The sequence below is a fragment of the Micrococcus sp. KBS0714 genome (genome assembly GCF_002008305.4).
Classification (GTDB): domain Bacteria; phylum Actinomycetota; class Actinomycetes; order Actinomycetales; family Micrococcaceae; genus Micrococcus; species Micrococcus luteus.
Genome location: NZ_CP042169.1, coordinates 262,646 through 274,956, shown reverse-complemented (window position 1 = coordinate 274,956; position 12,311 = coordinate 262,646). Strand labels below are relative to the sequence as shown.

Genomic DNA, 12,311 nt, shown 5'->3' with positions numbered 1-12,311 from the left:
CGCGGGCGCGGCGGAGTGAGACGCTTTCCAGAGCGCCTGACCCCACGCGGTACGGATGCCTGAGAGATTCCCGGGGAGGGTTTGCTCCTTCGGCGGCCTGCTCACGCGGCCGGCCGGGGCAGGACGCGCGCCGACGCTCTCCCGCGCGGGGCATGCGGCGTGCCGTCAGTATCCCACACGTGTAGGCCCCGTCACAGGGCGCCCGGGAGGGGTCGGACGGGGCGTGTCGAGGTCTTTCGTTGATGAAACGGCGGCGTGTCGAAGCGCTTTCGTTCAGGAAACGGGTGACGGGAGGAATGACTCAGTCGCATGCCGTCGGCTCACGATAGTCGGTAAGGGACGTCATTCGGCGGCGCGCGTCATCGCCGGGCCTCAATCCCACAGCCCGGCAAGCCCGCCCAGCTGGTAAACCGCGAGCCCGATGACGACAAGACAGACAAGCCCTCCCAGGGCGTTGGCCAGTGGGCCGTTCCGATGCGAGCCCATCAGCCGACGACTGTTCATCACGACCATCAGGAATACGGCCACGATGGGCAAGAGAAGCCCGTTCGCCGCCTGTGCGATGACGATGACCTCCGTGGGATTCGTTCCCGTCAGGGCAATGACGGCACCGATCGCAAGGACTGCGCCCCACACGATGCGAGCAGGGACGCTGCGCAGATCGGTGTCCTGGCCCAGTGTGCCGGCAATCGCGTACGCCGCGCCGAGCGGGCCAGCTACGGCGGACGTGAACCCGGCCGCGAACATGCCCGCCGCGAACACCCAGCCAGCCGCGTCCCCGAGGAGGGGTTCCAGGGCGGAGGCGAGGTCCCGACCGGTCTCGGCCTGCATGCCCTTGACGTACATCCCACCGAACGCCGTCGCCATCACGGCCAGAGTGATTACACCTCCGACGGAGATCGACACCGCCGTGTCCGTTCTCGCCGCTCGGAGAGATTCCCGCGAATCCAGACCCGGCCCCCATTTCTCCTGCACCAAACTCGCGTGCAGGAAGAGGTTGTAAGGGACCACGGTGGTCCCGATCAGTGCGACCGCCAGCAACGCCGTGCCGGGTGGCAGCCGGGGAATGAACATGCCCATCAAGAGGTCGCCGATCGGAGGCTGAACTAGGACTGCAGTGACGATGAACAGCAGCCCCAATAACCCGACCATGACGGTCAGCACCCGCTCGATCAGTTTGTAGCTGCCTGTCCAGAGCAGAATGCCGATCGTGAGGACGATCCCGATGACGACCACGGGCTGACTGAGTCCGGTCACACTAGTCAAGGCGAGGGCGGTGCCGACTGTGTCACCACCGGCGTAGGACGCCCCTCCGATGCCGATCGCCGCGACGACGAGGATCGCCATGACAAGTCGTGCCGGCACCGAGGAGAACACCTCGCGCAGAGCGTGTCCGAGACTCATGCGGGTCGCGAGGCCCAACCGTCCCGACATCTCCTGCAAGACGATGGTGGCCAAAATTGAGAAGACGACAGCCCAGGCCAGGACGAATCCCTGCTCGGCTCCGGTAACGATGGAGGTTGTGATGGTCCCCGGCCCGATGAAGGACGCGGCGATGATTAGCCCCGGACCGAAACGACTAGGCCTCTCGTCTTGGGGCAACACCTCATTGGAGAACCGGCCATCCCTCGCCTGCGTTGCCATCGCGTCTCCTCCATCTCCGGCCCGCATGGGTCAAGATGAAGCGTATGCCGGGTATGATACACATCATAGTGGATCTGGACTATTTCATCCCATATGAGCCCCCACGTGTTGCCCCTTATGGTCTGAGACGGGCATCCCTACGATGGAGCCAGGGCTACGGCCCTTTGCCCGACCCGCAGAGCTCGCCGAAAGGAACGCCATGTACACCCGTAGCCGGAACGACGTCGAGAAGGTCGAGTGGGGCGGAGGCACCTCCGAACGCCTCATCACCGCGAAGGACGAGATGGGTTTCGCCGTCGCCCACACGATCGTGCGCGCCGGATCGTCCTCGAAGCTCCAGTACCGCAACCACAAGGAGGCCTGTTACTGCATCGCGGGCAACGGCTCCGTGGTGGAGCCGGACGGCACCGTCCACGAGATCACGCCGGGTGTCATCTACGTCCTGCCGGACCACGAGCCGCACGACCTGCGCGGCGGCACCGAGGACATGCACCTGATCTCGGTGTTCAACCCCGCCATCACCGGCGACGAGAAGCACACCCTGTCGGAGGACGGCTACTCCAGCTACTGAGCCCGGGCACGGTGAGGGAGGCGTCGACGACAGCGCCTCCCGCGTCGGCGCCGACGGCGGCGTCCGGTCGTAGGATGGCGGGGTGCTCAACCTGTGCGCCCCCGAGCGCACCGTGCGCCGCAACACCCACCTGGCGCTGGTGCTGACCGCGATCGCGGGGATCCTCAACTCCGTGGGCTTCGTCGCCGTGGCCACGTACACGTCCCACATGACGGGGATCGTGGCGTCCATGGCGGACGCGGCGGTCCTCCACGCCCCGGGTCTGGTCGGCACGGGCCTGCTCGCGCTGGCCATGTTCATCCTGGGCGCGGTCGTCTGCGCGCTGGTGTTCAACTGGGGCCGGGTCAACGGCCTCCGGTCGCGGTACGCCAACATCCTCCTGCTCGAGGGCGTCGGCATGCTGGTGTTCGGCCTGCTCGCCGAGCACGTCCGCGATGCGCACCGGCCGCTGGTCGTGGTGGCCGTGCTGTGCTTCACCATGGGCCTGCAGAACGCCTTGATCACCCGCATCGGGGCGTGGCCGATCCGCACCACGCACGTGACGGGCATGGTCACGGACATCGGCGTCGAGCTCGGCAAGATCCTGTACCGCAACGGCCCCGGGGCCGCGGCCCCCGTCGTCGGGGAACCGCGGCGCGTGGGACTGCTGGCGCTGCTCGTGGCCCTGTTCTTCCTGGGCGGGGTGGCGGGCGCGGCCGGTTACCTCTGGCTGGGCTTCGAGGTGGTCATCCCGGTGGCTGGCGTGCTGCTGCTCATCGCCCACCGCCCGCTGGTCCAGGACCTGCAGGACGCGTAGCTCACACGAAGGCCGAGACGCCGGTGAGGGCCCGCCCCACGATCAGGGTGTTCATGCCGTAGGAGCCCTCGTAGGAGTAGATGGCCTCCACGTCCCCCATGATCTTGGCGATCTCGTGCTCCGTGAGCAGGCCGTTGCCGCCGAGGGCGTCGCGGGCGAGCGCCGCCGAGGACCGGGCCAGCCGGGTCGAGGTGGCCTTGGCCATGGCCGCGTGCATCATCTCCATCCGCCCCTCCTGCCGCAGGGCGTCCACCTGGAGCATCATGCCGGCGGACGCGGCGAGGTTGCCGGCGACCTCGGCGATCTGGGCCTGGATCAGCTGGAACGCGGCCAGCGGGCGGCCGAATTGCTCCCGCCGCAGCGCGTAGGAGCGCAGCACGTCCAGCACGCCCATCTGCGCGCCGACGCCCTGCCAGCCGACCCACATGCGCGAGTCGCGCAGCAGGGCGCGGGTGGCGGCGAAGGTGGTGGCGCCGGGCAGGATCGCGTCCGCGGGCAGGCGCACGTCCAGGGTGATGTCCGCGTTCTGCATGATCCGCAGGCCCATCTTCCCGCTGATCTTGGTGGCCTCGTAGCCGGGGGTGTCGGTGGGCACCACGAAGCCCTTGATCTCGCCGTCGGCGGTGTCGCGTGCCCAGACGAGCGCGACGTCGGCGATCGTGCCGGCCCCGATCCAGCGCTTGGCGCCGCGGATGACCCACTCGTCGCCGTCGCGGGTGGCGGTGGTGGCGAGGCCTCCGGCGATGTCCGAGCCGTGGTCCGGCTCGGTGAGGCAGAACGCGCCCAGGGCGTCGAAGGATTCGAGGCGCCCCTGCCACGTGGCCTTCTGACGCTCTGAGCCCAGGCCGGCGATCATGCCGAGGTTGAGCTCGTTGTGGATGCCCACGAGGGCGGACAGGGACAGGTCCACACGGGCGATCTCCGCGTGCACGAGCTGCTGGAACAGCGAGGACGAGCCGTCCAGGACGAGGCGTCCCAGACCCAGCTCGGCCAGGCCCGGCAGCAGGTCGAACGCGAACTCCTCGGCGTCCCAATACCGGGTCAGGTGCGGCCGCACGCGGGTCTGCAGGTGGTCCTCGATCGCGTCGAGCCGGGCACGCTCGACCGGTTCGAGGCGGTCCCGCAGGCGCAGCAGGTCCACGTGGGGCAGGCCGGGGGTGACGGCGGGCGCGCCAGGGGCGGGGACGGGGCGGTCGGCGATGGCGGTCATGGCTCTCCTTCGGGGGCGGTCCGACGACGGCGGGCGGTTTCGCCGCGAATCCGACTGTAGGACTTCCTACTATCCAGGTCTGCCAGTAGTGTTCCAGATCACAGGCCCCCGGCCAAGGATCCGTTCAGCAGCCATCCCGAGGAGGGACCCATGACCGTCCAGGACCCCACCGCCGTCGCCGCCCCGTCGCCGACGGAGGTGTTCCGCGTGGCCCGCGACCTGCTGGTCGAGTGCCAGACCGACGACGAGCGCGCCCGCGCCGAGTTCGAGTGGCCCCGCTTCGAGCACTTCAACTTCGGCTTCGACTGGTTCGACCGCCTGGCCCAGGACCCGGCCCGCGCGGACGTGCCGGCGCTGATCATCGCCGAGGACGACGGGCGCAGCACCGAACGCACCTTCGCCGAGCTCTCCGCGGCCTCCAACCGGGTGGCGAACTGGCTCTCCGCGCAGGGCCTGCGCCGCGGCGACCGCCTCATCCTCATGCTGAACAACCAGGTGGAGCTGTGGGAGTTCATGCTCGCCTGCATCAAGCTGCGGGTGGTCATGGTGCCCACCACCACGCAGATGACCTCCGGGGACCTCGAGGACCGCGTGACGCGCGCCGGCGCCGCGTGGGCCGTGGCCGGCGCCGAGGACCTGGCCAAGTTCGCCGGCGTCGGCGAGGGCCTGCACCTGGTGCACGTGCCGGGCGTCTTCGCGGAGGGCCCGGCGCGCCGCGCCCCGGAGGTCGCCGGCCACACCGTGCTCTCCTACGACGACGCCGCCGACGCCGCCACCGAGCTGGCCCCGGCCGAGCCGACCCCCGCGGACGAGACGCTGCTCTTCTACTTCACCTCGGGCACCACCTCGAAGCCGAAGCTCGTGGAGCACACCCACACCTCGTACCCGGTCGGCCACCTCACGACGCTCTACTGGATCGGCCTGGAGCCGGGCGACGTGCACCTCAACGTGGCCTCCCCGGGCTGGGCCAAGCACGCGTGGTCCAACTTCTTCGCCCCGTGGATCGCGGAGGCCACGATCTTCGTGCACAACGCGCGCAAGTTCGACCCCGCGGCCCTGATGGCCAACATGGCGCGCTACGGCGTCACGAGCTTCTGCGCCCCGCCCACCGTGTGGCGCATGCTCATCAAGGCGGACCTGGCGCAGCTGACGACCCCGCCGACCAAGACCATCTCCGCGGGCGAGCCGCTCAACGCCGAGGTGATCGACCAGGTGCACAAGGCGTGGGGCACCACGATCCGCGACGGCTTCGGCATGACCGAGACCACCCTGCAGGTCGCGAACACCCCCGGCCAGAAGGTCGTCATCGGCTCGATGGGCCGCCCGCTGCCCGGCATGGACGTCACCCTGATCGACCCGCTCACGGGCCAGGAGGCCGAGGAGGGCGAGATCTGCCTGCGCCTGGACCCGCGTCCGGTGGGCCTGCTGAAGTCCTACTACGGCAACCAGGAGAAGACGGACGAGGTGTTCCGCGACGGCGTCTTCCACACCGGCGACATCGCCCGCCGCGACGAGAACGGCGTGCTGACCTATGTGGGCCGCGCGGACGACGTCTTCAAGTCCTCGGACTACAAGGTGTCCCCGTTCGAGCTGGAGTCGGTGCTGGTCAAGCACCCGGCCGTGATGGAGGGCGCGATCGTCCCCACCCCGGACGAGCTGCGCCTGGCCGTGCCGAAGGCCTTCGTCACCCTCGCCCCGGGCCACGAGCCCACCGCGGAGACCGCCCGGGCGATCCTGCAGTTCACGCTCACCCAGCTGCCCCCGTACAAGCGCATCCGCCGCATCGAGTTCCTCGAGCTGCCGAAGACCATCTCGGGCAAGATCCGCCGCGTGGAGCTGCGCAAGGCCGAGGTCGAGCGCGCCCAGACGGGCGCCGCCCCGGACGGCTACGGCACCGAGTTCCGGGAGGAGGACCTGGACCTGCATCGCTGACCGGCCGTTCCCCGCCACCGCCCCGTCCGTGTCCGGCGGTGGCGGGGGACCCCCGGTGCGCCGCTAGTCTGGAGCGCCATGAAGAAGCCACCCCTCGCCCAGGACCCCATCCGGGAGGCCGCCCGGAACTGGGAGCGTCACGGATGGGGTGACGTCGCCCGCCCGATGGCCGCCATCACCTCGATCATGCGGGCCCAGCAGATCCTGCTGGGTCGGGCGCAGGCCGCGCTCAAGCCCTACGGGCTCACCTTCGCGCGGTACGAGCTGCTGGCGCTGCTGAACTTCTCGCGCGAGAACCGGATGCGGATGTCCAAGGCGTCCGCGCTCCTGCAGGTCCACCCCACCTCGGTGACCAATGCGGTGGACCGGCTCGAGGCCGCCGGGCTGGTGGAGCGCACCCCCCACGAGTCGGACCGCCGCGCGCTCGTGCTCGCCCTCACGGACGAGGGCCGGCGCGTCGCCGTCGCCGCCACGGAGACGCTCAACGCCGAGGTCTTCGGCCGTTCCGGCTTCGGCCCGGCGGACGTGGACACCCTCATCGACGTCCTCGGCCGGTTCCGCGCCGAGGCCGGCGACTTCCAGGTCGACGGCCCCGACGCCGGCGCGCCCGCGACGGCGGAGCACACCTCCTCCTGACGCTCTCCGCGGCCTCCGGCCGCGCGGCTCAGCGGGGCTCGAGGCGCACGGCGCCGTCGAGCCGGATGACCTCGCCGTTGAGGAACGGGTTGGACACGATCTGCTCGACGAGCAGCGCGTGGTCCTCGGGCCGGCCGAGGCGGGCCGGATGCGGGGTCTTGGTGGACAGCGCCTCGCGGGCGGCCTCGGGCAGGCCGGCCATCATGGGCGTCTCCATGAGGCCGGGGGCGATCGTGACCACGCGGATCTGCGAGGAGGCGAGCTCGCGGGCCGCGGGCAGGGTCAGCGCGACCACGGCGCCCTTGGAGGCGGAGTACGCGATCTGGCCGATCTGCCCGTCGTAGGCCGCCACGGAGGCGGTGTTGACGATGACGCCGCGGTCCTCGCCGAGCGGCTCCTGCGCCTTCATCGCGGCGGCGGCCTGGGCCATCATCGCCACGGTGCCGACCGTGTTGATCGCCAGGACCCGACTGAGCACCTCGGCGGACAGCGGTCCGTCGCGACCCACGAGCTTGCCCGGCGTCGCCACGCCGGCGCAGTTGACCAGCACCCGCAGCGGCCCGGCCTCCAGCGCGGCGGCCACGGCCTCGCGGGCGGTGTCCTCGGCGGTGACGTCGCCCGTCACGAAGCGCGCGCGGGGGCCGAGGGCAGCCACGGCGTCCGCGCGGACGGTCTCGCGCTCGCGGTCCGGCAGGTCCACCACCACGACGGCGGCGCCCGCGTCGGCCAGGCGGCGGGCGGTGGCGTGGCCGAGGCCCGAGGCCCCGCCGGTGACGATCGCGCTCTGGTTCGACAGGTCCATGGACGGACCCTCCCTTCCTCCTCGGGATACCCCCCGAGTTCGATAGTTGCATGTCCTACGTTCTCATCCTAGATTAGCGGATGAGTAACCCAGATCACACGCACGGCCGGGCCTGCCATGCCCGCCGTGGGCGGCGCCCAACGACGTCCGCCCTTCCGCCTGGACCCGCGAGGAGCCCCCATGTCCGAGAAGACCGCGCCCACCGAGACCGCCCCCGTGATCCCCCACTTCGTGCACGGCGAGCGGCGCGAGGGCGCCTCCGGCCGGCACAGCGACGTCTACCACCCGGCCACGGGCAGGGTGGCGGGCCGCGTGCCGCTGGCCTCCGCCGAGGAGATCGACGCCGCCCTGGCCTCCGCCGAGGAGGGCTTCGCCGCGTGGTCGACGCTGAATCCGCAGCGCCGCGGCCGCATCCTGCTGCGCTGGGTCGACCTGATCAACGAGAACATGGACGAGCTGGCCACCGTGCTCGCCCAGGAGCACGGCAAGACCTTCCCGGACGCCAAGGGCGACATCCAGCGCGGCATCGAGGTCGTGGAGTTCGCCGCGGGCGCCCCGCACCTGCTCAAGGGTGAGTTCACCGCCGACGCGGGCACCGGCATCGACGTGCACTCCATGCGCCAGCCGCTCGGCGTGGCCGTGGGCATCACGCCCTTCAACTTCCCGGCGATGATCCCGCTGTGGAAGGCCGGCATCGCCCTGGCGGCGGGCAACGCCTTCGTCCTCAAGCCCTCCGAGCGCGACCCCTCCGTCCCGGTGCGCCTGGCCGAGCTGGCCCTCGAGGCCGGCATGCCCGCCGGCGCCCTCAACGTGGTGCACGGCGACAAGGCCGCCGTGGACGCGCTCATCGAGGACCCGCGCGTCAAGGCCGTCGGCTTCGTCGGCTCCACCCCGATCGCGCAGTCCATCTACGCCCACGCCGGCCGCATGGGCAAGCGCGCGCAGTGCTTCGGCGGGGCCAAGAACCACGCCGTGGTCATGCCGGACGCGGACCTCGAGATGACCGCCGACGCCCTGGTCGGCGCCGCCTTCGGCTCCGCCGGCGAGCGCTGCATGGCGATCTCCGTGGCCGTCCCGGTCGGCGAGGAGACCGCCGACCGCCTGATCGCGCTGCTCCGCGAGCGCGTGAAGGACCTCAGGGTCGGCCCGTCGCTCGAGGCGTCCTCGGACTTCGGCCCCGTCGTCTCGAAGGACGCGAAGGAGCGCATCGAGGGCTACATCGCGGCCGGCGTCGAGGCGGGCGCCGACCTGGTCGAGGACGGCCGGGGCGTCGTCGTCGAGGGCCACGAGGACGGCTTCTACGTGGGCGCCACCCTGTTCGACCGCGTCACCCCGGAGATGAGCATCTACCGCGAGGAGATCTTCGGCCCGGTGCTCTCCGTGGTCCGCGCGAAGGACTACGAGGAGGCGCTCACGCTCGTGAACGAGCACGAGTTCGGCAACGGCGTGGCCATCTTCACCCGCGACGGCGACGCCGCCCGCGACTTCTCCACCCGCGTGGACACCGGCATGGTCGGCGTGAACGTGCCGATCCCCGTGCCGATCGCCTACTACACCTTCGGCGGCTGGAAGGCCTCCGGCTTCGGCGACCTGAACCAGCACGGCACGGACGGGCTGAAGTTCTACACCAAGACGAAGACCGTCACCACGCGCTGGCCCTCCGGCGTGCGCGAGGGCGCCAGCTTCGTGATGCCGGCCGGCTCGTGACCGCCCCGCAGCCCGTCCCGACCAGGAGGACCCCATGACCACCGTTCTGTTCCTCGGCCTCGGCCACATGGGCGGCCCCATGGCCGCCAACCTCGCCGCCGCGGGTCACCGCGTGCTCGGCTTCGACCTCGTCCCCGAGGCCCTCGAGAAGGCCCGTGCGGCCGGCGTCGAGACCGTCACGGACACGGCCGCGGCGGCCGCGGAGGCCGACGTCGTGCTGACCATGCTCCCCCACGGACGCCTGGTGCTGGACGTCTACCGGGGTGAGGACGGCGACGGCGGCCTGCTCGCCGCCGCCCGGCCCGGCACCGTGTTCTTGGACTGCTCGACCATCGACGTCGCCGAGGCTCGCGAGGCGGCCGCGGCGGCGGAGGCGGCGGGCATGCGGGCGGCCGACGCGCCGGTCTCGGGCGGCCAGGTGGGTGCCGAGGCCGGCACCCTCGCCTTCATGGTGGGCGCCTCGGACGAGGTGTACGCCGAGGTGCTGCCGCTGCTCGAGGTCATGGGCGCGCGGATCGTGCACTGCGGGGCCGCCGGCCTGGGCCAGGCCGCGAAGATCTGCAACAACATGGTGCTGGGGGTCACGCAGATCGCCGTCGCCGAGGCCTTCGTCCTGGGCGAGCGCCTGGGCCTGCAGCACCAGGCCCTGTATGACGTGATGAGCAAGGCCTCCGGGCAGTGCTGGTCCCTGACCACCAACTGCCCGGTGCCTGGCCCCGTCCCCGGCTCCCCCGTGAACCGGGACTTCCAGCCCGGCTTCGCCGGCGCCCTGATGGCCAAGGACCTCGGGCTCGCGCTCGCGGCCCTGGACGAGCAGGGCGTGGCGGCCGACCTGGGGCGCCTCGCGCAGGCCAAATACGCCGAGTACGCCGCCGGAGAAGGCGCCGCCCGCGACTTTTCCGGCATCATCGAGGACATCCGAGCATCACACACGGACAGGAGCGAGGCATGAGCGAGCAGACCACCCCGGACGGCGCCGAGTCGCCGATCATCGTGGAGCGGCAGGGCCGGGTCGGCCACATCCGCCTGAACCGGCCGAAGGCCCTGAATGCGCTGAACGAGGCGACGATGCGTGCCGTCGTCGCGGCGGTGCAGGAGCTGGACACCGACCCGGAGATCGGGGCGATCCTGCTCTCCGGCTCCCCCAAGGCGTTCGCCGCCGGCGCGGACATCAAGGAGATGGCCACCAAGGAGTTCTCCGAGATGTACGCGGCCGACTGGTTCGCCGGCTGGGACGGGCTCACCCGTGCCCGCACCCCCATCGTGGCGTGCGTGACCGGCTACGCCCTCGGCGGCGGCTGCGAGCTGGCCATGATGGCCGATGTGCTCGTGGCCGGCGAGGGCGCGAAGTTCGGCCAGCCCGAGATCAACCTCGGCGTCATCCCCGGCATGGGCGGCTCCCAGCGCCTGACCCGCGCCGTGGGCAAGGCGAAGGCCATGGACATGATCCTCACCGGCCGCATGATCGGGGCCGAGGAGGCCGAGCGCATCGGGCTCGTCTCCCGCGTGGTGGCCGACGAGAAGGCCCTCGAGGAGGCGCTGGAGGTGGCCGCGACCATCGCGTCCAAGTCCAAGCCGGCCTCCTGGATGGCCAAGGAGGCCGTCAACGCCGCGTTCGAGACCACGCTCGCCCAGGGCATCGCCTTCGAGCGCCGCGTGTTCCACGCCGCGTTCGCCACGGCGGACCAGAAGGAGGGCATGGACGCGTTCACGGCCAAGCGCGAGGCGGGGTGGCAGCACCGATGAGCGACGCGCAGTCCACCGCGACGACGGCCCCCGCGGCCGCACGGGACGGCGCGGCGGGTGAGGTGCTCCTCGAGGTCCGCGACGGCCTCGGCCGCATCACGCTGAACCGTCCGCGCGCCCTGAACGCGCTGACGCAGGACATGGTCCGGGCGATCGACGCGGCCCTGACCGACTGGGCCGCGGACCCCGCCGTGCGCGGCGTGCTGATCCGCGGCGCCGGGGAGAAGGGGCTGTGCGCGGGCGGCGACGTCGTCTCCCTGCGCGCCTCCCTCCTGGCGGGGCGGTTCGCGGAGGCCGAGGAGTTCTTCCGCGACGAGTACGCGATGAACGAGCGCATCGCCGCCTACCCCAAGCCGTACGTGGCCTTCATGGACGGCGTCGTCCTGGGCGGCGGCATGGGCGTGTCCGCGCACGGCTCGCACCGCGTGGCCACCGAGCGGACGCGCGCCGGCATGCCCGAGACGGCGATCGGGTTCACCCCCGACGTCGGCGGCTCCTTCCACCTCGCCCGCGCACCCTTCCAGGCGGGCCGGCACCTGGCCGCGACCTCGGCGCACGCCTCCGGGTCCGACGCGGTGGCCCTGGGCCTGGCGGACGTCTTCGTGGAGTCCGCCCGGCTGGACGAGCTCGAGCAGGCCCTCGCCGCGGCGTTCGGCGCCCTCGGCCCGGCCGCGGACGCGGGCGCGCGCGACGAGGCCGCCTTCGCCGCCGCCGACGAGGTGCTGGCCCGGTTCGCGGTGGCCGAGGACGCACAGCCCGCCTCCGCGCTGGTGGCCGGCCGGGAGTGGATCGAGGACGTCTACGACCGGGAGACGGCCGCCGAGGTCCTCGCCGCCCTGGACGAGCGCGCCGCCGCGGGCGGGGAGCACGCCGAGGCCGCGGGGCAGGCCGCCGAGGCCATCCGCACCAAGTCCCCGACCGCCGTCGCCGTGGCCCACGAGGCCCAGCGCCGGCTGGCCGCGCGCGGAGCGGACCTGACCGTGGCCGACGCACTGCGCCAGGAGTTCACGATCGCCACCCACCTGATGCGCGAGCCGGACATGGCCGAGGGCATCCGCGCGCTGCTCGTGGACAAGGACAAGGATCCGACGTGGAGCCCGGCCCGGCTCGAGGACGTCTCGACCGAGGACGTGGCCGGGCACTTCGAGCCCGTGTCCGGGGTGGACCCGCTGCAGCTCGGCTGAGCCCGCCCCGACGGACCGCGCCCCGTGGTCACGTGTGGGGACCGCGGGGCGCCGTGCTGGGTGGGGCGACCGGGTGGGGCCCC

At 71.7% G+C, this 12,311-nt stretch carries 11 protein-coding genes and 1 riboswitch; of the genes, 8 read left to right on the top strand and 3 right to left on the bottom strand.

Translation table 11 applies throughout. The features are described from left to right. Positions 1-37: 37 nt before the first annotated feature. Positions 38-154: riboswitch (glycine riboswitch) on the bottom strand. Positions 155-372: 218 nt separating this feature from the next. Beyond that, positions 373-1,644 (bottom strand): Nramp family divalent metal transporter, encoded by a 1,272-nt coding sequence (locus tag B1A86_RS01255; protein WP_078025379.1) that lies wholly within the window; start codon positions 1,642-1,644, stop codon positions 373-375. A 199-nt stretch (positions 1,645-1,843) separates the two neighbouring features. Here B1A86_RS01255 and B1A86_RS01250 point away from each other — a divergent pair, with 199 nt between their 5' ends. Next, positions 1,844-2,215 (top strand): ectoine synthase, encoded by a 372-nt coding sequence (locus B1A86_RS01250; protein ID WP_036338798.1) that lies wholly within the window; start codon positions 1,844-1,846, stop codon positions 2,213-2,215. A gap of 82 nt (positions 2,216-2,297) precedes the next feature. Then, positions 2,298-3,011 carry a YoaK family protein gene (locus tag B1A86_RS01245; RefSeq protein WP_078025380.1) on the top strand — a complete coding sequence of 238 codons (714 nt, stop codon included), beginning with the start codon at positions 2,298-2,300 and terminating at the stop codon, positions 3,009-3,011. Between the two features lies 1 nt (position 3,012). Here the strand turns inward: B1A86_RS01245 and B1A86_RS01240 are convergent, their stop codons facing one another. After that, a complete protein-coding gene (locus B1A86_RS01240) occupies positions 3,013-4,221 on the bottom strand; it encodes an acyl-CoA dehydrogenase family protein (RefSeq protein WP_078025381.1) in 1,209 nt (402 codons plus the stop codon). Positions 4,222-4,371: 150 nt separating this feature from the next. Here B1A86_RS01240 and B1A86_RS01235 point away from each other — a divergent pair, with 150 nt between their 5' ends. Continuing rightward, complete coding sequence (locus tag B1A86_RS01235; protein ID WP_078025382.1) at positions 4,372-6,153, top strand: AMP-binding protein; 1,782 nt, start codon at positions 4,372-4,374, stop codon at positions 6,151-6,153. Positions 6,154-6,231: 78 nt separating this feature from the next. Beyond that, a complete protein-coding gene (locus B1A86_RS01230; RefSeq protein ID WP_078025383.1) occupies positions 6,232-6,789 on the top strand; it encodes a MarR family winged helix-turn-helix transcriptional regulator in 558 nt (185 codons plus the stop codon). A 28-nt stretch (positions 6,790-6,817) separates the two neighbouring features. On the opposite strand, the gene B1A86_RS01225 is transcribed toward B1A86_RS01230, so the two are convergent. Then, a complete protein-coding gene (locus tag B1A86_RS01225; protein WP_078025384.1) occupies positions 6,818-7,591 on the bottom strand; it encodes an SDR family NAD(P)-dependent oxidoreductase in 774 nt (257 codons plus the stop codon). 180 nt (positions 7,592-7,771) lie between these two features. On the opposite strand from B1A86_RS01225, the gene B1A86_RS01220 reads away from it, so the two are divergent. The 4 genes from B1A86_RS01220 to B1A86_RS01205 are packed head-to-tail and all read left to right on the top strand — an operon-like array spanning position 7,772 to position 12,228. Beyond that, complete coding sequence (locus B1A86_RS01220; protein WP_078025385.1) at positions 7,772-9,298, top strand: CoA-acylating methylmalonate-semialdehyde dehydrogenase; 1,527 nt, start codon at positions 7,772-7,774, stop codon at positions 9,296-9,298. A gap of 34 nt (positions 9,299-9,332) precedes the next feature. After that, positions 9,333-10,250: a 3-hydroxyisobutyrate dehydrogenase gene (mmsB, locus tag B1A86_RS01215; protein WP_078025386.1), complete on the top strand. Its 918-nt coding sequence runs from the start codon at positions 9,333-9,335 to the stop codon at positions 10,248-10,250. After that, positions 10,247-11,044: an enoyl-CoA hydratase gene (locus B1A86_RS01210; RefSeq protein ID WP_078025387.1), complete on the top strand. Its 798-nt coding sequence runs from the start codon at positions 10,247-10,249 to the stop codon at positions 11,042-11,044. Before mmsB ends, B1A86_RS01210 begins: the two co-directional genes overlap by 4 nt. Next, positions 11,041-12,228, top strand: a complete 1,188-nt coding sequence (locus B1A86_RS01205) for an enoyl-CoA hydratase/isomerase family protein (protein ID WP_078025388.1) — start codon at positions 11,041-11,043, stop codon at positions 12,226-12,228. The genes B1A86_RS01210 and B1A86_RS01205 overlap by 4 nt, the downstream gene beginning before the upstream one ends. The last annotated feature ends 83 nt before the right edge of the window (positions 12,229-12,311 follow it).

Excerpts from the sequence above, each read along its gene's own strand:
- B1A86_RS01250 (WP_036338798.1), top strand. The coding sequence starts at position 1,844 with ATGTACACCCGTAGCCGGAACGACGTCGAGAAGGTCGAGTGGGGCGGA.
- B1A86_RS01255 (WP_078025379.1), bottom strand. The coding sequence starts at position 1,644 with ATGGCAACGCAGGCGAGGGATGGCCGGTTCTCCAATGAGGTGTTGCCC.
- B1A86_RS01225 (WP_078025384.1), bottom strand. The coding sequence starts at position 7,591 with ATGGACCTGTCGAACCAGAGCGCGATCGTCACCGGCGGGGCCTCGGGC.
- B1A86_RS01220 (WP_078025385.1), top strand. The coding sequence starts at position 7,772 with ATGTCCGAGAAGACCGCGCCCACCGAGACCGCCCCCGTGATCCCCCAC.
- B1A86_RS01205 (WP_078025388.1), top strand. The coding sequence starts at position 11,041 with ATGAGCGACGCGCAGTCCACCGCGACGACGGCCCCCGCGGCCGCACGG.
- B1A86_RS01230 (WP_078025383.1), top strand. The coding sequence starts at position 6,232 with ATGAAGAAGCCACCCCTCGCCCAGGACCCCATCCGGGAGGCCGCCCGG.
- mmsB (WP_078025386.1), top strand. The coding sequence starts at position 9,333 with ATGACCACCGTTCTGTTCCTCGGCCTCGGCCACATGGGCGGCCCCATG.
- B1A86_RS01210 (WP_078025387.1), top strand. The coding sequence starts at position 10,247 with ATGAGCGAGCAGACCACCCCGGACGGCGCCGAGTCGCCGATCATCGTG.
- B1A86_RS01240 (WP_078025381.1), bottom strand. The coding sequence starts at position 4,221 with ATGACCGCCATCGCCGACCGCCCCGTCCCCGCCCCTGGCGCGCCCGCC.
- B1A86_RS01235 (WP_078025382.1), top strand. The coding sequence starts at position 4,372 with ATGACCGTCCAGGACCCCACCGCCGTCGCCGCCCCGTCGCCGACGGAG.